At 72.5% G+C, this 16,494-nt stretch carries 17 protein-coding genes; 9 read left to right on the top strand and 8 right to left on the bottom strand.

Features of this window, described 5'->3' with window-relative positions; all coding sequences use genetic code 11:
• Nucleotides 1-61: 61 nt before the first annotated feature.
• Nucleotides 62-307, top strand: a complete 246-nt coding sequence (locus A3Q37_RS32260; RefSeq protein WP_065490186.1) for a hypothetical protein — start codon at nucleotides 62-64, stop codon at nucleotides 305-307.
• Between the two features lie 19 nt (nucleotides 308-326).
• Here A3Q37_RS32260 and A3Q37_RS32255 read toward each other — a convergent pair whose 3' ends face one another.
• From A3Q37_RS32255 to A3Q37_RS32235, 5 genes are all read right to left on the bottom strand, one after another.
• On the bottom strand, nucleotides 327-893 hold the full coding sequence (locus A3Q37_RS32255) for a GNAT family N-acetyltransferase (RefSeq protein ID WP_065490184.1): 567 nt from the start codon (nucleotides 891-893) through the stop codon (nucleotides 327-329).
• A 48-nt stretch (nucleotides 894-941) separates the two neighbouring features.
• Nucleotides 942-1,475 (bottom strand): chloramphenicol phosphotransferase CPT, encoded by a 534-nt coding sequence (gene cpt / locus A3Q37_RS32250; RefSeq protein WP_079138084.1) that lies wholly within the window; start codon nucleotides 1,473-1,475, stop codon nucleotides 942-944.
• 65 nt (nucleotides 1,476-1,540) lie between these two features.
• Nucleotides 1,541-2,434, bottom strand: coding sequence for a M55 family metallopeptidase (locus A3Q37_RS32245; RefSeq protein ID WP_065490179.1), 894 nt, complete (start codon nucleotides 2,432-2,434; stop codon nucleotides 1,541-1,543).
• Between the two features lie 34 nt (nucleotides 2,435-2,468).
• The gene (locus A3Q37_RS32240; protein WP_065490178.1) at nucleotides 2,469-2,942 is read right to left on the bottom strand and encodes a hypothetical protein; all 474 of its coding nucleotides are present in this window, start codon (nucleotides 2,940-2,942) and stop codon (nucleotides 2,469-2,471) included.
• A 133-nt stretch (nucleotides 2,943-3,075) separates the two neighbouring features.
• Entirely contained in the window at nucleotides 3,076-3,381 is a 306-nt protein-coding gene (locus tag A3Q37_RS32235) for a hypothetical protein (protein ID WP_065490177.1), read from the bottom strand.
• 119 nt (nucleotides 3,382-3,500) lie between these two features.
• On the opposite strand from A3Q37_RS32235, the gene A3Q37_RS32230 reads away from it, so the two are divergent.
• Entirely contained in the window at nucleotides 3,501-3,866 is a 366-nt protein-coding gene (locus A3Q37_RS32230) for an arsenate reductase family protein (protein ID WP_065490174.1), read from the top strand.
• A gap of 104 nt (nucleotides 3,867-3,970) precedes the next feature.
• Here A3Q37_RS32230 and A3Q37_RS32225 read toward each other — a convergent pair whose 3' ends face one another.
• Nucleotides 3,971-4,501, bottom strand: coding sequence for a carboxymuconolactone decarboxylase family protein (locus A3Q37_RS32225; protein WP_065490172.1), 531 nt, complete (start codon nucleotides 4,499-4,501; stop codon nucleotides 3,971-3,973).
• 50 nt (nucleotides 4,502-4,551) lie between these two features.
• Here A3Q37_RS32225 and A3Q37_RS32220 point away from each other — a divergent pair, with 50 nt between their 5' ends.
• On the top strand, nucleotides 4,552-6,021 hold the full coding sequence (locus A3Q37_RS32220) for a PLP-dependent aminotransferase family protein (protein ID WP_065490170.1): 1,470 nt from the start codon (nucleotides 4,552-4,554) through the stop codon (nucleotides 6,019-6,021).
• Here A3Q37_RS32220 and A3Q37_RS32215 read toward each other — a convergent pair.
• Nucleotides 5,972-6,889 carry a Gfo/Idh/MocA family protein gene (locus tag A3Q37_RS32215; RefSeq protein WP_065490168.1) on the bottom strand — a complete coding sequence of 306 codons (918 nt, stop codon included), beginning with the start codon at nucleotides 6,887-6,889 and terminating at the stop codon, nucleotides 5,972-5,974. The two genes, A3Q37_RS32220 and A3Q37_RS32215, sit on opposite strands and share 50 nt — an antisense overlap.
• A 240-nt stretch (nucleotides 6,890-7,129) precedes the next feature.
• On the opposite strand from A3Q37_RS32215, the gene A3Q37_RS32210 reads away from it, so the two are divergent.
• The 4 genes from A3Q37_RS32210 (at nucleotide 7,130) to A3Q37_RS32195 (ending at nucleotide 12,056) form a co-directional block, all read left to right on the top strand.
• Entirely contained in the window at nucleotides 7,130-8,656 is a 1,527-nt protein-coding gene (locus A3Q37_RS32210; protein ID WP_065490166.1) for a hypothetical protein, read from the top strand.
• Nucleotides 8,653-9,795: an ARPP-2 domain-containing protein gene (locus A3Q37_RS32205; protein ID WP_065490163.1), complete on the top strand. Its 1,143-nt coding sequence runs from the start codon at nucleotides 8,653-8,655 to the stop codon at nucleotides 9,793-9,795. The genes A3Q37_RS32210 and A3Q37_RS32205 overlap by 4 nt, the downstream gene beginning before the upstream one ends.
• Nucleotides 9,796-9,940: 145 nt before the next feature.
• A complete protein-coding gene (gene glnII, locus A3Q37_RS32200) occupies nucleotides 9,941-10,975 on the top strand; it encodes a glutamine synthetase (RefSeq protein ID WP_065490159.1) in 1,035 nt (344 codons plus the stop codon).
• A 412-nt stretch (nucleotides 10,976-11,387) separates the two neighbouring features.
• Nucleotides 11,388-12,056: a winged helix-turn-helix domain-containing protein gene (locus A3Q37_RS32195; RefSeq protein WP_065490157.1), complete on the top strand. Its 669-nt coding sequence runs from the start codon at nucleotides 11,388-11,390 to the stop codon at nucleotides 12,054-12,056.
• Between the two features lie 88 nt (nucleotides 12,057-12,144).
• Here A3Q37_RS32195 and A3Q37_RS32190 read toward each other — a convergent pair whose 3' ends face one another.
• Complete coding sequence (locus tag A3Q37_RS32190; RefSeq protein WP_176711552.1) at nucleotides 12,145-14,262, bottom strand: MMPL family transporter; 2,118 nt, start codon at nucleotides 14,260-14,262, stop codon at nucleotides 12,145-12,147.
• A gap of 245 nt (nucleotides 14,263-14,507) precedes the next feature.
• On the opposite strand from A3Q37_RS32190, the gene A3Q37_RS32185 reads away from it, so the two are divergent.
• Nucleotides 14,508-15,776: a histidine kinase gene (locus tag A3Q37_RS32185; protein ID WP_065490154.1), complete on the top strand. Its 1,269-nt coding sequence runs from the start codon at nucleotides 14,508-14,510 to the stop codon at nucleotides 15,774-15,776.
• Nucleotides 15,761-16,408, top strand: coding sequence for a response regulator transcription factor (locus tag A3Q37_RS32180; RefSeq protein WP_065490152.1), 648 nt, complete (start codon nucleotides 15,761-15,763; stop codon nucleotides 16,406-16,408). Before A3Q37_RS32185 ends, A3Q37_RS32180 begins: the two co-directional genes overlap by 16 nt.
• Nucleotides 16,409-16,494 lie beyond the last annotated feature (86 nt).

Here is a 16,494-nt window from a genome sequence, read left to right as displayed (position 1 = left end):
CAGTCGCCCTCAGTACGACCGGGTCGGCCCGAAGGACCGACATGAATCTCGAAGGACCGACATGAATTGGGACAACCTCAGCCTGGTCATCCTTGCCGCCTTCGGTTGCCTCACGCTCCTGCTGACGCAGGTGAGCGAGGTCCTGGCGAAGCTGCCTCAGATCATCCGCGCCTGGCGGCGGGTACGGAACGAGCTGCGCAATGGAGCCCCCGACGCCATGCCCGCCCTCAGGACGTGCGATGAGCAATCCGCCGTAGACCGTGACTCCGGTGTCCGAGACGCCGACACCGCGTCCGGCGAGGGATAGGAGGCGTGGCCACACCTCCTCACCGCAACGAAGGCCGCGCCCGCCCCGCCCAGTACTCGTCCGCCGTGATGCCCAGCAGGACCACGTCGTGGTACGTGCCCGCGAAGTACTCGTGCTGGCGCAGGCGGCCCTCCTCCACGAAGCCGAGTTTGCGGTAGAGGGCCAGGGAGGCGTCGTTGAAGGCGTAGACCTCCACCTCGCACTTGTGGCAGCGCTGTTCGGCGAACATGTAGGTGAGGATCAGTTCCGTGGCCTCGAAGGCGTAGCCCTGGCGGCGGTGTTCGCGGGTGACCTCGATGCCCGTACGGAAGCGGCCCGCCCGGGTGTCCGTCTCGCCCACCGACACCGCGCCGACGAAGGCGTGCTCGAAGCGGGTCTCGATGACCAGTTGGTACGAGGACGGGTTCGGGGTGCGGCTGGCGCGCTCGGTAGCCCAGGCGCGGAAGCTCTCGTCCGAGCGCGGAGGTTCGACCACGTCGGCGTTGCGGGCGTCCACGGTGTGCAGGGCCAGGGCCCGGAAGCCCTCCCAGTCCTGGGGTTCGATGCCTCGCAGGCGTACTCTCTCGCCGGTCCACAAGTCGGTCATCTCGCTCCAGCCGGATGGTGAGAGGGTAAAGGCAGGTCGGGCAGTCGGTCAGGTTACGTGGGGCCTGATCGTCCTCGCGCAGGCCAGGGACTCCATGTGTGTCGTGTCGACTTCCACGTCGTACGACACCCCTCGGTGCACCCTCTCCGCCTGCGCCGCCGCCATGCCCCTCGGGCGGTCGCCCCGGGCGATCTCGCGGGCCTCCGCGACCGCGAGATCGCAGTGGACGCCCACCCACAGGACGTTCAGGCCCGTCAGCGCCTTCCGCCACGGTTCCTGGGAGGCCGGGCCGCCGAGGAACACGTCGTCGATGAATACGTGGGCGCCCGCCCGGGCCGTCGCGGCCACTCCCTCGCGCCAGGCCGCCTCCAGTCTGCGGAACTCCTCGCCGATGGTCACCCCGCCGTCGGCGGCGAACGCGATGCCCGCGTCCGTCGTGCGCAGGGACGCGGGCAGGGAGTCCACGAACGTGTCGATCGCGGCGGTGAGCCACGGGGTCGGCAGCTCCGCCTGGAGGCAGCGGGCGATGCCGGACTTGCCGGAGCTGGAGCCGCCGTTCAGCACGATCACCTGGGTTGTCACCCGGACACGGTAGGGGCAAAGCGTGCGGTGTTCGAGGCGTTTTCGGGGGCTCCGCCGCGCGCGGCCTACGCGGGCTTGATCGTGGCGAGCTGCGCTAGCAGCAGGATCAAGCGGTACGCCGTCGCGTAGTCGGGGGCCGTGAACGCGACCGTACGGGCGCCCGCCGCGCGCGAGACGCCCGGGACGAGGGTCGCCAGGTCGACCGTGTGCGCGCCCGCGAGGTCGACCTCCACGTCCAGCGGACCGGTGAGGGCCAGGGGCGGGATCTCCGTGCGGCGGGTGACCGCGTCGGCCGCCGCCCGGCGCAGCCGGTCCCGGGCCTCCTCCGGGTGCAGGGTCACCGCGGCCGCCGCGCCCAGCGCCTCCTTGACCGGGACGGTGACCGCCTCGGGGATCAAGTCGGCCGCCTCGGCGCAGGCCGCGTCGTCGCCGCTGAGCAAGACGACCGGTACGCCGAGGTGGCCGGCCATGGCGGCGTTGAGCCCGATCTCGCCCAGGGAGCGGCCGGTGCCCCGTACGTCTTCGCCCGGCGCGCGGCCGGTGCCCCGCACCTCCTCGCCCAGCGAACGGCCCGCCATCCGTACGTCGAGGATCTCGCCGTTCATCGTGTGCGCCAGCACGCCCGGGCCCTCCCCCGCCCGCACGTGGTAGCCGACGAGCAGCACCGCGTCGGTCTCCTCGTCGAGCCCGGCGAGCATGTTCAGCGTGCGCGGCTTGCCCCGGACCAGGCGGGCGCGGCGGTCGAGTTGCTCGGGCAGGAGATTGCGGAAGGTGCCGTGCGCGTCCGCCACCAGGACGTCGGCCGTGGGCTCGGCGTCCAGGACGCCCGCGATCACCGCGTTCGCGTCGGCCGTCATCAGCTCCCGGCCGCGCTGGTAGTCGTAACGCTCGGGGTTCGTCTCGGAGGGGTGGACGATTCCCGAGATGCCTTCCATGTCGACCGAGATGAGTGCCTTCATGGGGGTGGGATCCTACCTGTCGTCGTTCTACTGGTCAGGCGCCCGCGAGGCTCGCCCGGGCCGCGTTCATGAACGCCGTCTTGGCCTCCTCCAAGTGCTCGTTCACCTCGACGTCCCCGATGTCGCGCCACACGGCAGCGTTCAGCGCGTGGCCGTACGTCCTCACCGGCTCACGCAGGGCCTCGTCGCACAGGAGCGTGACATTGCCGGACGCGGTCCACAGCGCGGTCATGACCGGGCCCGTCTCCGTCATCCAGCCGTCCTCGTCGTCGCCCCAGGGGTCGGGGCGGCGGTAGGCGGCCCGTTCCGCGGCCTGGGCACAGGAGACGAACTCCTTGAGTACGTCGATCTGTTCGGCCCGGCGGCTCTCCGTCGTCGCCACCGCCTGACGGCGCTCCTCGACACGTTCCGCCGAGCGCTGCGTGGCGCGCTGGGCGAGAGCCGTCAGGCCGCCGCCCAGGGCGACTCCGGTGAGCGAGACGACCGACGTCCATAGATCGGCAGCCATGGTGATGCCCCTTCGCCCGTGTCCTTGTGCGGTCGGGGACATGGTCCCGTACGGGTGGAGCCCGGCAGCCGGGTGCCCCCGGACACGTCGCTCGACGGTCCGGGGGCAGGGGGCGGGGCGGTGGCCGGTCCGGTCAGCGGCCGTAGCGGATCAGGGCGCGGACCATGCGGCAGGTCGTGTCGGACGGCGGGTGGATGCCCAGGCGCTCGGCGGTGATCCGTATCCGGTGGTTGCCGGCGCTGGAGGGCTGGTAGACCCCGCTGTCGAGCAGGGCGATCGCCAGGCGCATGGCCTTGAGGCGGCGGTTGTGGGAGACGTACCACTCGCGGGGGCGGCCCGCGGGCAGCCGCTTCTTCGCGGGCGGCGTGGGAAGCGGCGGGTGGAAGGGCATCGGGAGCTGTCGGTCGAGCGGCTCGGTCGTGGCGGTGGCAACGGCCATCGGCATCCTCCTGGCAGCGTGGTGGAACCCTCACGAACTCCCTCCATTTTACTGCCCCCCACTGACAATCGCCCCTGGCCAGAGGCGTTTTCGGCAGTCCCTCGCGTACCCTTGGCCCCATGGAGATCTGGATCAATCCCGCCTGTTCCAAGTGCCGCAGCGCGGTGTCTCTGCTGGACGCCGAAGGAGCTGATTACACCGTCCGCCGCTACCTGGAGGACGTGCCCTCGCCCGAGGAGATCCGGGCCGTCCTGGACCGGCTCGGGCTGGAGCCGTGGGACATCACGCGGACGCAGGAGGCGGTGGCGAAGGAGCTGGGGCTCAAGGAGTGGCCTCGCGACGCCGGTTCGCGGGAGCGGTGGATCACCGCGCTGTCCGAGCATCCCAAGCTGATCCAGCGGCCGATCATCACCGCCGAGGACGGCACGGCCGTGGTCGCGCGGAGCGAGGAGGCCGTGCGGGACGCGCTGGGGCGTGGCGCCTGAGCCCGTGAGTCCTTGGGTCCGTGGGCACTTGAGCCCGTACGCCTTGGGCTCGGGTCTCGGGTCTCGGGTCTCGGGTGAGGATCCGGGGCCCGTGCCGTACCGCCTCAGCGTTCGTCCGTGCCCGCTCGCTTGGCCGTGGACAGGGCGATGCGGTTCCAGGTGTTGATCGTGAAGATCAGGGCCAGCAGGTGGGCCAGCTCCTCCTCGGGGAAATGGGTCGCCGCCCGGTCGTAGACCTCGTCCGGCACCCCCGCGTCGCCGATCCGGGTGACCGCGTCCGTCAGGGCCAGGGCGGACTGTTCCCGGTCCGTGAAGAAGTGGTCCGCCTCCTGCCACACCGCGACCATGTGCAGGCGCTCCTCGCTCTCGCCCGCCTTGCGTGCGTCCGTGGTGTGCATGTGCAGGCAGTACGCGCAGCGGTTCAGGTGCGAGGCGCGGATCTGGACCAGTTCGACCAGGGCCGGGTCCAGGCCCTCGCGGGCCGCCGCGTCCAGGCCGATCACCGCCCGGAACGCCTTCGGGGCCGCCTTCGCGAAGTTCAGCCGGGAGGTGGTCGCGGTCGTGGTCGTGTTGGGCCGGACGGTGGTGGCCTCGGTGGCGGTGCGGTCGTTCGTCTTGATCTCCGTCGTCGTCATGGGTACGAATCTAGGGCGGCAAGCGACTGGGTGTGGGGTGCATTTTGGTGATGGATTCATGGGTCAATTCGGCGGAGATCCTGGGCAGCGATCTGCCCCTGGAGCTCTCCGGCACCGGTAACCGCCGGGCCCTGCTGATGGACGCGCTGCGCGAGGCCGTGCGCAGCGGGCGGCTCGCCCCGGGGACCCGGCTGCCGCCGTACCGTTCCCTCGCCGCCGACCTGGGCCTGGCCCGTAACACCGTCGCCGACGCGTACGCGGAGCTGGTCGCGGAAGGATGGCTGGCCGCCCGGCAGGGGTCGGGTACCCGGGTCGCCGAGCGGGCCGCCCCGGTGACCCCGGTGCATCGGCCGCGTACGCCCGAGCGCGCCGCCCGCCCGGTCCATGACCTGGTCCAGGGGCAGCCGGACCCCTCCGTCTTCCCGCGCACCGCCTGGCTGGCCTCGGCCCGGCGTGCGCTGGCCGCCGCCCCCGACGACGCGTTCGGGCCCGGCGATCCGCACGGGCGGCCCGAGCTGCGGCGAGCCCTGGCCGGCTATCTCGCCCGGGTGCGCGGGGTGCGGGCCTCGCCGGAGCGCATCGTCCTGTGCTCAGGGGCCGCGCACGGGCTGCGGCTGCTCGCGGAGGTGGTGGGCGGGCCGTGGGCGGCGGAGGAGTACGGACTGCCCTTCCACCGCGAGCTGCTCGCCTCCCACGGCGTCGGCACCCGGCCGCTCGGCGTGGACGCGGACGGCGCCCGGGTCGACGGACTCACCCGCCGCGACCGGGCCGTACTCCTCACGCCCGCCCACCAGTTCCCCACCGGCGGACCGCTGCACCCCGCGCGGCGGGCGGCCGTCGTCGACTGGGCCCGGGCCACCGGCGGGCTCGTCGTCGAGGACGACTACGACGGGGAGTTCCGCTACGACCGGCAGCCCGTGGGGGCCGTCCAGGGGCTCGACCCCGAGCATGTGGTGCTGGTGGGGTCCGTGAGCAAGAGTCTCTCCCCCGCTCTGCGGATCGGGTGGATGGTTCTGCCCCAGCGGCTGGTCGCCCCCGTCGTCGCCGCCAAGGGCGAGCGCGAGCAGTTCTCCAGCGCCACCGAGCAGTTGACGCTCGCGGACTTCGTGGAGTCGGGGGCGTACGACCGGCAGGTACGCCGGATGCGGCAGCGCCACCGCCGCCGCCGGGACCAGCTGGTGGCCGCCCTGCACGCACGGGCCCCGCACGTCCGGGTCACCGGGATCGCGGCCGGCCTGCACGCGGTGCTGGAACTGCCGCCCGGCACCGAGCGGTCGGCGGTCCGGGCGGCGGCCTGGCAGGGGCTCGCGGTGGAGGGCCTGGGTGACTATCTGCACCCGGGGGCGGAGCACCGCACCGCCGCTGCCTCCCTCGTCCCCCACCGCGACGGGCTCGTCGTCGGGTACGCGACCCCCGCCGAATCCGCCTACCCGGAGGCGCTGGGCGCCCTGTGCCGCTCCCTGCCGCCGGTCAGTCCCTCGCCTGCGCCTGCTCCTCCGCAGCCGCCAGCAGCTCCGTGAGGTGGAGGCCGAAGCGTACGTCGCAGGCGTGCGGCACTCCCGTACGTACCGCTTCGGCCAGGGCGTCTACCGCACCCCGGAACGCGGTCTCCGCGCCGGCCCAGCCCGGGATCGACGCCGTACCCCGCTCACCCCGCAACTCCATCTCGACGCCCGCCGCGCCGGGCGGGGCGCTCAGCCCGAGGGTCAGCGTGCTGGACGCGCCGGAGGTGTGGCGCAGGATCAGGTGCGTGGTGTCGGCCGGGCCCCGTGCGGCGGTCAGGTGCTCGACGTCGCCCAGGACCGGGATCAGCACGGAGAGCGCGTGCGGGCCGACGTCCCACAGGCCGCCCTTCTCGCGCCGCCACGGGGAGTCCGCGTACTCGCTGGCCGAACCGGCGGCGTACAGCGAGCCCAGCCACTGGGCGCGTGCCGTGAACCAGCCGTCCACCGCGGCCTGTTCGGCGATCCAGGCGGCGGTCTCGGGCGCGAAGCGCAGCGTGCAGAAGACGACCGAGGCCACCGACGCCTTCTCCGCCGCCTCGGCCACCGCGCGGGCCCCGGCGACCGTCGTGGCCACCGGCTTGTCCATCAGCAGGTGGCAGCCCGCCTCCGCCGCCCGGACCGCGAGCGGGGCCTGGACGTCCGGCGGCAGCGCGAAGGCCACCGCGTCGCTCGCCTCCAGGAGCGCGTCGATGCCCTCCTCACCGCTGTACGCCCGGGTCCCGTGGGCGGCGGCGAGAGCGTCCGCCGCCTCGGCCCTGCGGCCCCACACCCCGCTCAGCTCGACGCCGGGGTGGGCGGCGAGCGCGGGGGCCTGGGTGTTACGGGCCCAGGGGCCGGTGCCGAGGAGGCCGATGCGCAGAGGGGTGGTGCCTGCATTCGTCATGCGTGCCAGTGTGCCGGGTGCGGCGGGCGGTCGGGCAGGGGGCGGGGGCGTTCACCTGTCGGGCCCGGAAGGCACCCGGACCCCGAATGCGGTGGCGCCGAGCCGCCCCGCCCCGTTACGTTTCCCGAGCCGGCCGCGGGACTCCGGTGCGACTTCCGAGACTTGCCTGTGAAGCGATGATTTCGTCGTTCGCGCCCCCATTCCCCGGCCGGCACTTCAGCCACCCGGGGGACGACCATGATGACCACGCCCGACAGCCGCGCCGACCTCGTCGCCGCCGAGGACGTTCTCCTCTTCATGAACGCGGCGATCACCGCGACCGGGCAGCGCGAGTTCCGGTCCCGGGCCGTCGACCAGCAGCTCTCCCTGGACTTCCTGCACACCTACGTACGGGTCAACTACCGCCGGGTGTACGCGGCTTCGCTGGCGCTGGACATCAACCACCACAACGCGGCGCTCATCGTGCGCCGGCTGCTGGAGACCGCGGACGAGGCGTCCCCCGAGGAGCGGCGCACCGAGGGCCGGCTCATCGCGGCCCGGCTGGCGGCGCTGCCGCCGCCGCGCGTCTACCGGCTCTTCGGCGAGCTGCGCCGCGCCAAGGTCAACAACCGGCGCACCCGGGCGATCATGCGGGACTGGCTGGCGGCCCGGCCGGATCTGGGCCATGACGCCGTGAAGTACCGGGCCGGGCTGAAGACCGCCGCCCGGCACATCCATCTGCCCTGCCCAGAGGGGGCCGCGCCGCTCGCCGAGATCGGTGCGTTCCTGTTCCGGCCGGGCAGGCTGCCGCGGTACGAGCACCCGCTGCTGGACGCCTGGCGGCGCGCCCACTACGAGCAGGGGGCCGTGGCCGAGCTGCCGTTCACCGTGGCGGAGGGGTTCGCCGCCCAGCACGGGATGAAGCGCGAGGTGTTCCTGAAGCGGGCCGCGCCCCGGATGACCCGGCTGGAGCGGCTGCGTACCCAGGAGCAGCGGGCGGCGGTCGGCCGCCGGCCGGACGTCGATCTGACCGTGATGCCGCTGACCCGGCTCGCGCTGTACGTGCTGTCGCTCGGCTTCGAGCAGCGCTCCGAGCGCCGGGCCGAGCTGACCGGCGCCCTGCGCGCGGCGGCCCGGCGGGCGGCCGGGGCGCACGCGGGGAGCTGGGGGCGGGTGCACGCGGTGCTGGATGACAGCTTCTCCTCGTCCGGTTCGGGGCAGAAGCGGCGTCGGCCGCTCGCCGTGGCGCTGGCCTGCCATTACCTGCTGGAGGTGCTGGCCGCGCCGGGAGCGTACCGGGGGCTGTGGACCTCGGGGGCGCGGGATGACCTGCTCGTACGTGCGTGGGGGCCGACCCCGCTGGGGATGCGGATCCTGGACGCGCTGAAGCCGGGGCCGGGAGGGGCGGCCCCGGACCGGCTGGTGATCGTCTCGGACGGCTGGGACAACGCCCCGGCGGGGCTCGCGGGCGAGGTGCTGCGGGTGTGGCGAACTCGGCTGGATCCGGGGCGGCGGACCGCTGTGGTGCACGTCAACCCCGTATACGACGCGGAGGGTTTCGACGTGCGGCGGCTGGCGGCGGGGGTGGCGACGGCCGGGATCCGGGACGCGGAGGATCTGCCCGCCCTGGTGGAGATCGCCCGGTTCGCGGAGGGGCGCACGGGGCCTGCGGAGCTGTACGCGTATCTGGACCGGCAAGTGGCCCGGTTCACGAAAGAAGGCGCCAAAGAAGGCACCGGAGGAGCAGAAGGAGAAGGAAAGAGTCGAGCGGAAGAGGTGGGCCTGTGAACCGGCTGGAGCTGACCGGGTTCACCACCCGGCCGTCGCAGGTGTGGGGCGGCGTCCGGCTCGTCCCGCTGGTCCGTGACGCGCCGGTGGAAGGGCTGCGGCTGCATCGCGAGGTGTACGACGGCCTCGGCGCGGGGGTCGTCGAGCTCGGGCCCCGGGGCCACTACACCTCGTACATTCCGCACGGGCTGGTCGCCGACTGGTCGGGCGGGGAGGACGGCCGGGACCACGGGGCTGGCCGGCAGTCGGCCGCGTACGGCACCCAGTTCGGCGAGGGCGGCGCGCCCCGGACCGTCGTGCTGCCCGCGGTGCCGCACCACCGGATGGCCAAGCGGCGGCCCGGCGACCGGCTGCGGTTCCTGCCGCTGCACCTGGCGCTGGAGGGATATCTCGCGCTGCACTTCGGCGGTCCGTCGACCGCCTGGGAGGAGTGGTCGCGTACGGCCCTGTGCGACGGGCTCTCGCCGCGCGCCGAGGACGCCTACCTCGGGCGGTCGGTGCGCGGGCTCGCGGACGCGCTGCGGATCTTCGAGATCCACCCGGGCCAGTGCGGCGTGATGGTGTACGTCTCCGACGCGCTCGCCGCCGCGTTCGTCGTGCCGCACCCGGACGACTACCGCCTCCTGCACGCCTCGCTGGTGGAGGACCTCTACGGGGAGCTGGTGCACCAGTACGCGCTGTACGGGGCCCCGGTGGCCGAGACTCCGGTGCGGATCGGGGGCGAGGAGCACATCCGGGACCTCGGCGAGCTGCGGTCGGCCGCGCGGGCACAGGAGCGGGCGTGGGCCGAGGCGCACGACACCCTGTTCGCGCGGGAGCTGCTGGACTCCTCGTACGCGTTCGACCGGGTGTACCGGATGAAGTCCTTCACCCTGTGGCGCTTTCTGCCGCCGTTCGTCCGGGACGGGGGCGGGCAGCACATCGGGGAGACGATCACCGACCACAAGGGGCGGGTCGCCTACCTCAAGACGTTCCGGCTCTCGGATGCCCAGATCCGCCGGGGCCATCTGCTGCGGACCGTGGCCGGGGCCGGCTGGGAGCTGAACCGGGCGGCCGCCGCGCTGGGGTCGAGCCGGGAGGAGCTGGTGCGCCGGATGCGGGCGGCCGGGTTCTCCGCCCTGCTCAGGAGCAGCGTCTGAAACGCAGCCTCCGAGACCTCCCACGCCCCACGGAAAACCGCAGGAAACCTCGGTAACACGGGGTTCACACTCGGGCAACGGACGGGAAATCGCGTCTTGCCAAGCTGCGCTGCATAGACCGCTGCACCCGCAAAGGATGGCGTCCGTGACGTTCAAGGCTGAGTACATCTGGATCGACGGCACCGAGCCGACCGCCAAGCTTCGCTCCAAGACGAAGATCATGGACGGCACGCCGTCGGGCGCCGTGGCGGATCTGCCCATCTGGGGGTTCGACGGCTCCAGCACCAACCAGGCCGAGGGCCACGCGTCCGACCGGGTGCTGAAGCCCGTCTTCACCTGTCCGGACCCGATCCGCGGCGGTGACGACGTCCTCGTCCTGTGCGAGGTCTTCAACATCGACATGACCCCGCACGAGTCCAACACGCGGGCCGTGCTGCGTCCGGTCGCCGAGCAGTTCGCCGACCAGGCCCCGATCTTCGGCATCGAGCAGGAGTACACCTTCTTCGACGGCCACCGGCCGCTCGGCTTCCCCGAGGGCGGCTTCCCCGCCGCGCAGGGCGGCTACTACTGCGGTGTCGGCGCGGACGAGATCTTCGGCCGCGAGATCGTGGAGAAGCACCTCGACAACTGCCTGGCGGCGGGGCTCGGGATCTCCGGCATCAACGCCGAGGTCATGCCCGGCCAGTGGGAGTTCCAGGTGGGCCCGCTGTCCCCGCTGGACGTCTCCGACCAGCTGTGGGTGGCCCGTTGGCTGCTCTACCGCACCGCCGAGGACTTCGACGTCTCCGCGACCCTGGACCCGAAGCCGGTCAAGGGCGACTGGAACGGCGCGGGCGCGCACACCAACTTCTCCACCAAGGCGATGCGCGAGGGCTACGACGCGATCATCACCGCGTGCGAGTCGCTGGGTGAGGGCTCCAAGCCGATGGACCACGTGAAGAACTACGGCGCGGGCATCGACGACCGGCTCACCGGTCTGCACGAGACCGCCCCGTGGAACGAGTACAGCTACGGCGTCTCCAACCGCGGCGCCTCGGTCCGTATCCCGTGGCAGGTCGAGCAGGACCGCAAGGGGTACATCGAGGACCGCCGGCCGAACGCCAACGTCGACCCGTACGTCGTCACGCGGCTGATCGTCGACACCTGCTGCACCGCGCTGGAGAAGGCCGACCAGGTCTGATCCCGACACCACCCGCGTACGTACGAGGGGCCCGCCGGTTCGCCGGCGGGCCCCTCCTGCGTGGGCGCCTTCGGCCCTCCTGTCTTGGGCACCGTGGCCCCTCCCGCGTGGGTCCGGCGGGCGTCGCGTGAGGAACGTAACGCGAAGGGTCCGTATCGAGGAGCGAGAGGAGTCTGATGCACCGCCGCAATGTCTGCTTCAATGGAGCACATGGCCAGCTTCCAGTACATCGCGTCGGGTCGCAGCGACCTCGAACCGTTCTGGCCTTCCCGTCAGCACCATGATTTCGACCGGGTGTGTTGCCGCGCGTGGAACGCGCAGGCCCACTAAAGCCGTCTCACCCCGGCCTTCGGTCCGCGCGTACGACGTAAGTCCGTCCCTGACGACTCCTCGCGCGAAAGAGCTGACCCTCATGGCGAACACCCGTACCTTCTCCGCCGCGTCCGCCGCCACCGCGGCGTCCCCGGCGCCCGCTGCGGCCCATCCCACCGCCCGCTCCGTCCCCGCCCGCTCCCTGCCCGCGCACCCGAACCGGCACCGGCTGCGCGCGGTCGACCGTGACGAGGTCGCGGCCCCGGCCGACGTGGCGGGCTTCCTCCCGCCCGGGGCCACCTGGCTGCCGGCCCCGCCGCACACCTTGCCCTCGCTGCCCGGCCAGCCGCCGATGATCGGTTACCTGGTGCTCGTGCCGGCCGATCAGCAGCCCGCACTGGCGGGGGCCGTCGCCGGGGCCCCGCTCCGGCCGGCGCCCGACGCGGGCTCCGGTCCCGCTGCCGCCGTCGGCGCCGAGGGGGTGTCCGCCGGGCCCGTCCGGATCGACGCCACCCGGCGTACGGCCTCGGTCGACGGCGTCGCCCTCGACCTCACGTACCTGGAGTTCGAGCTGCTGGCCCATCTGGTGGCCCACCCCCACCGGGTGCACACCCGCGACCAGTTGGTGACGACGGTCTGGGGTTACGGGCATGTGGGCGACGGGCGCACCGTCGACGTCCATGTCGCCCGGCTGCGCCGCAAGTTGGGCGCGGAGTACCGCCGTTCGATCCAGACGGTCCGCCGCGTCGGGTACAAGTACACGCCCTGACCGGCACCCGCGCCCGTGCGGCGGCCCCGGACCACGGTTCCTCCTCACCGTGGTCCGGGGCCGCCGCCGTGTGCTCGTACGCGCCTGCTCAGACCCGTACGGTGTCGCGCACCGGCTCGGCGGGCTCCTCGTGCTCCAGGCTCGGCAGCCGGGAAAGCCCGCGCGGGGTGCGCCAGTTGCGCTCGCCCAGCAGCAGCATCACGGAGGGCAGCAGCACCATCCGTACGACGGTGGCGTCCAGCAGGACCGCGACGGCGAGGCCGACGCCCATCTGCTGCATGTCCTGCATGGACAGCGTTCCGAACACCGCGAACACCGCGACCATGATGGCCGCCGCTCCGGTGACCGCCCCGGCCGTGCGGCGGATGCCGGTCTCGATGGCCGACCGGTTGTCCAGGCCGGCGCCGCGTGCCTCGCGGATCCGGGAGACGACGAAGACGTGGTAGTCCATGGAGAGGCCGAACAGGACGACGAGGACGAACAGCGGCATCCACGCCTCGATCGCGCCGACGCCCTCCGAACCGATGAGGGATGCGCCCCAGCCGTGCTGGAAGACGGCGGTCATCACCCCGTAGGAGGCGGCCACGGAGAGCAGGTTGAGGACGATGGACGTCACGGCGATGACGTAGCTGCGGAAGCAGAACAGCATCAGCAGGAAGGTGACCGCCGTGATGAAGGCGAAGACCGGGACGATGCCGCGCCGCAGTTGGTCGTTGAAGTCGACGGAGCCCGCGGTCTCGCCGGTGACCTGGGTCTTCGCGCCGGTGCCGTCGAAGGCGGCGGGCAGGGTCTTCTCGCGGAGTTCGGTGAGGTCGGCGGTGCCGCCGGGGAGGGGGATCTCGATCTCGGCGACGTTCCGGTCGCGGTGGACGGTGACGTCCTCGAAGCCGTCGAGCGCCTTGCCCACCGCCGGGGCGGTGATGTCGGGGGCGGTGACCACGACGAGAGCAGGGGCGGGGCCGCCGGGGAAGCTCTCGGTGATGCGGCTGTGAGCGATCGAGAGCTGCGAGTCGGAGCCGAACTGCTTCTCCAGGCCGAGGGATTCGGTCTTCATGCCGAGGGCGGGCGCGGCGAGGGCGAGCAGCAGGACGACGGCGGCGACGGCGAAGGTGCGGGGGCGGGCGAGGACGGGGCCGAGCAGCCGGCCGGTGATGCGGCCGCTGCCCGAGTGGCCGTGCTTGGCGCGGCGGTTCAGCAGCGGGATGCGGCCCGCGTCGACGCGGTCGCCGAGCCAGGAGAGCAGGGCGGGCAGGACGGTGACGGAGCCGAGCATGGCGATGAACACGACGATGATCGTGGCGAGCGCGAAGCCCTTGAACAGCAGGAGTCCGGAGAGGAACATGCCGCCCATCGCGACCATCACGGTGAGGCCGGAGACGAGGACCGCCCGGCCGCTGGTGGCCGCCGCGATGCGCAGGGCGGTCTCGGCGTCCCGTCCGGCGGCGCGTTCGTCGCGTTCGCGGCGCAGGTAGAAGAGGCAGTAGTCGACGCCGACGGCGAAGCCCATCAGGAACATCACGGAGTACGTGGTCTGGAACAGGTGCAGCTGGTGGCTGGCGATCGAGAGGAGGCCGAAGGCGGCCATGCACGCGGTGAGGGCGAGCCCGACCGGGAGCAGGGCGGCGACGATCGCGCCGAAGGCGACGACGAGGATGCCGAGGGCCAGCGGTACGGCGGTGAACTCGGCCTTCTTGAAGTCGTCGGCCAGCAGGTCGCCGAGCCACTTGCCCGCGCTGGCCTCGCCGAACTGGTGGATCTCGACGTCCGGGTGGTCGTCGCCCACGGCGGCGACCGCGTCCAGGACAGGCTGGATCCGGTCGGACGCGGTGGCGGCGTCGCCCTTCATCTCGAAGGTGATCAGGGCGTCCTTGCCGTTCGCGGAGGGGACGGGCGGGGCGATGTTCTGTGCCTCGCCCGTCTCCCGTACGGCGGTGGTGAGGGCGTCGGCGGCCGGCTTCCAGTCGCCCGCGGCGGGGGCGGAGACCATGACGAGTTCGCCCGCGGGCTTGTCGAGTCCGGCGTCGAGGAGGATCTGCTCGGCACGGGCGGACTCCCCGGCGCCGTTCTCCGCGTTGGTCATCTCGACCATGCCGGTGGCTCCGCCGATGCCCGTGGCGAGCACGACGAAGAGCAGCCAGCCGAGTACGGCGGTCTTGCGGTGGTGTGTGCTCCACACGCCGATGCGTGCGGCGAGGTTGCGCCTCATGTGGTCTCTCCCCCGGAGGTAAGCGTCAGGTGAGTGGATCGGGACGCTTCGAATCTAGGAATCGGCGGCGGTCCGCCCCAGCCGTCGAAGCCCCCGGTCGCGGAGGCACAGGGGGCCGATGCGGGGGTGGTGCCAGGTACACCCCGGGACGGTGGTGGACCGGCTGCCGCGGCGGGGGCGGATCGAGCGAGACTGGCATCCGGATCGGGGATCGGCCCGGCTCCGGTGAGGGGAGAGGGATCGCGATGAAGGTGTTCTCGGGGCGGCTGCGGCCGTCGATGCTGGCGGCGGGGCGGGGGCTGCTGATTTCGGTGGTCGGCCTCGCGGGGTCCATCACCCTGTTCGTGCTCGCGGTGCTCTCGGTCTCCTTCATCCTGCTGGGCATCGGCGTGTTCACCACCCCGGTGGTGCTGGAGGCGGTCCGCAAGCACGCCAACCAGCGGCGGCTGTGGGCGATGACCTGGTCGGACGTGCGGATCCCGGTCCCGTACCGGCCCTTCCCGAAGGATCTGCGGTCGGGCGTCACCGGTCAGGTCGAGCGCACCACGCTGATGCTGAAGGACCCGGCGACCTGGCGGGACCTCCAGTGGCTGCTGATCGACATGACCGCCGGCGCGGTGGTGGCGTTCCTGGCCGCGGGCCTGATGATCTACCCGGTGGAAGGCCTCGTCCTGGCGGCGGGGCTGTGGCGGGTGTTCCGGGACGATCCGTACTGGTACGGGTTCGTGCCGGTCGACAGCCAGGCGACGGGCATCGCGGCCCTGGCGCTCGGGGTCGTGCTCTTCCACCTGGGAATGCGGGCCTCGGAGCCGTTGCTGCGGGCGCACTTCCTGCTGGCCCGTACCGTGCTGGCCCCGACCCGGGACGAGGCGCTGGCCCAGCGCGTCGAGCGGCTGACCGAGACCCGGCACGAGGCCGTGGACACCGCCGCCGCCGAACTCCGCCGCATCGAGCGGGACCTGCACGACGGGGCGCAGGCCCGGCTGGTCGCGATGGGCATGAACCTGGGGACGATCGAGGCGCTGATCGAGAAGGACCCGGAGCAGGCGAAGAAGATGCTGGCGATGGCCCGGGAGTCGTCGGCGGAGGCGCTCACCGAACTGCGCGACCTGGTCCGCGGCATCCACCCGCCGGTCCTCGCGGAGCGCGGTCTCGGCGACGCGGTCAAGGCGCTGGCACTGCGGCTGCCCCTCCCCTCCGAGGTGACGGTGGAGCTGCCGGGGCGGGCGGAGGCCCCGGTGGAGTCGGCGGCGTACTTCGCGGTGAGCGAGGCCCTGACGAACACGGTGAAGCACGCGGGGGCCGAGCGGGTGTACGTGGACCTGCACCACGCGGAGGGGATGCTCCGGATCTCCGTGACGGACGACGGCAGGGGCGGTGCGGCGATCGGATCAGGGTCGGGCCTGAGCGGGATCGAGAGGCGACTGGGTACATTCGACGGCGTCCTGGCCGTCAGCAGTCCCGCGGGCGGTCCCACCATGGTGACCATGGAGATCCCTTGCGAGTTGTCCTAGCCGAAGATCTCTTTCTGCTGCGCGACGGCCTGGTGCGCATGCTGGAGGCGTACGACTTCGAGATCGCCGCGGCTGTGGAGACCGGGCCCGAACTGACCAAGGCACTGGCCGAGTTGGAGCCGGACGTCGCCGTCGTCGACGTCCGGCTCCCGCCGTCGCACACGGACGAGGGGCTTCAGTGCGCCCTGGCCGCCCGCCGGGCCCGGCCGGGACTTCCGGTGCTGGTGCTCTCGCAGCACGTGGAGCAGTTGTACGCACGGGAGTTGCTGGCCGACGGCAATGGCGGGGTCGGCTATCTGCTGAAGGACCGGGTCTTCGACGCGGACCAGTTCATCGACGCGGTACGGCGGGTGGCGGCGGGCGGCACGGCGATGGACCCGCAGGTCATCTCCCAGCTCCTGTCGCGCCGTTCGCAGGACAAGCCGATCGGCGGGCTCACCCCGCGCGAACGGGAGGTGATGGAGCTGGTGGCGCAGGGCAGGTCGAACGCCGCCATCGCCTCGCAGCTGGTCATCACGGAGCGGGCGGTGGCCAAGCACACGTCGAACATCTTCGGGAAGCTGGACCTGCCCCCGTCGGACGACGACAACCGGCGGGTGCTGGCGGTGCTGGCGTATCTGGACCGCGGCTGAGCAATCGACACAGCCGGCCGGGTTCCCGGCTCTGCCGTACGCGGCCGGGCTCCCGGCACCGTCGCACGCGGCCGGGCTCCCAGCCC

It is taken from the genome of Streptomyces sp. PTY087I2 (genome assembly GCF_001687325.1).
Taxonomy (GTDB): Bacteria; Actinomycetota; Actinomycetes; order Streptomycetales; family Streptomycetaceae; genus Streptomyces.
Note: the sequence above shows the minus strand (reverse complement) of the source record. Positions and strands in the feature narration are given on the sequence as shown.

Bases quoted from the DNA above. Each gene is read 5' to 3' on its own strand.
- A3Q37_RS32260 (WP_065490186.1), top strand. From the start codon at position 62: ATGAATTGGGACAACCTCAGCCTGGTCATCCTTGCCGCCTTCGGTTGC.
- A3Q37_RS32255 (WP_065490184.1), bottom strand. From the start codon at position 893: ATGACCGACTTGTGGACCGGCGAGAGAGTACGCCTGCGAGGCATCGAA.
- A3Q37_RS32245 (WP_065490179.1), bottom strand. From the start codon at position 2,434: ATGAAGGCACTCATCTCGGTCGACATGGAAGGCATCTCGGGAATCGTC.
- A3Q37_RS32240 (WP_065490178.1), bottom strand. From the start codon at position 2,942: ATGGCTGCCGATCTATGGACGTCGGTCGTCTCGCTCACCGGAGTCGCC.
- A3Q37_RS32235 (WP_065490177.1), bottom strand. From the start codon at position 3,381: ATGGCCGTTGCCACCGCCACGACCGAGCCGCTCGACCGACAGCTCCCG.
- A3Q37_RS32230 (WP_065490174.1), top strand. From the start codon at position 3,501: ATGGAGATCTGGATCAATCCCGCCTGTTCCAAGTGCCGCAGCGCGGTG.
- A3Q37_RS32225 (WP_065490172.1), bottom strand. From the start codon at position 4,501: ATGACGACGACGGAGATCAAGACGAACGACCGCACCGCCACCGAGGCC.
- A3Q37_RS32220 (WP_065490170.1), top strand. From the start codon at position 4,552: ATGGATTCATGGGTCAATTCGGCGGAGATCCTGGGCAGCGATCTGCCC.
- A3Q37_RS32215 (WP_065490168.1), bottom strand. From the start codon at position 6,889: ATGACGAATGCAGGCACCACCCCTCTGCGCATCGGCCTCCTCGGCACC.
- A3Q37_RS32210 (WP_065490166.1), top strand. From the start codon at position 7,130: ATGACCACGCCCGACAGCCGCGCCGACCTCGTCGCCGCCGAGGACGTT.
- A3Q37_RS32195 (WP_065490157.1), top strand. From the start codon at position 11,388: ATGGCGAACACCCGTACCTTCTCCGCCGCGTCCGCCGCCACCGCGGCG.
- A3Q37_RS32190 (WP_176711552.1), bottom strand. From the start codon at position 14,262: ATGAGGCGCAACCTCGCCGCACGCATCGGCGTGTGGAGCACACACCAC.
- A3Q37_RS32185 (WP_065490154.1), top strand. From the start codon at position 14,508: ATGAAGGTGTTCTCGGGGCGGCTGCGGCCGTCGATGCTGGCGGCGGGG.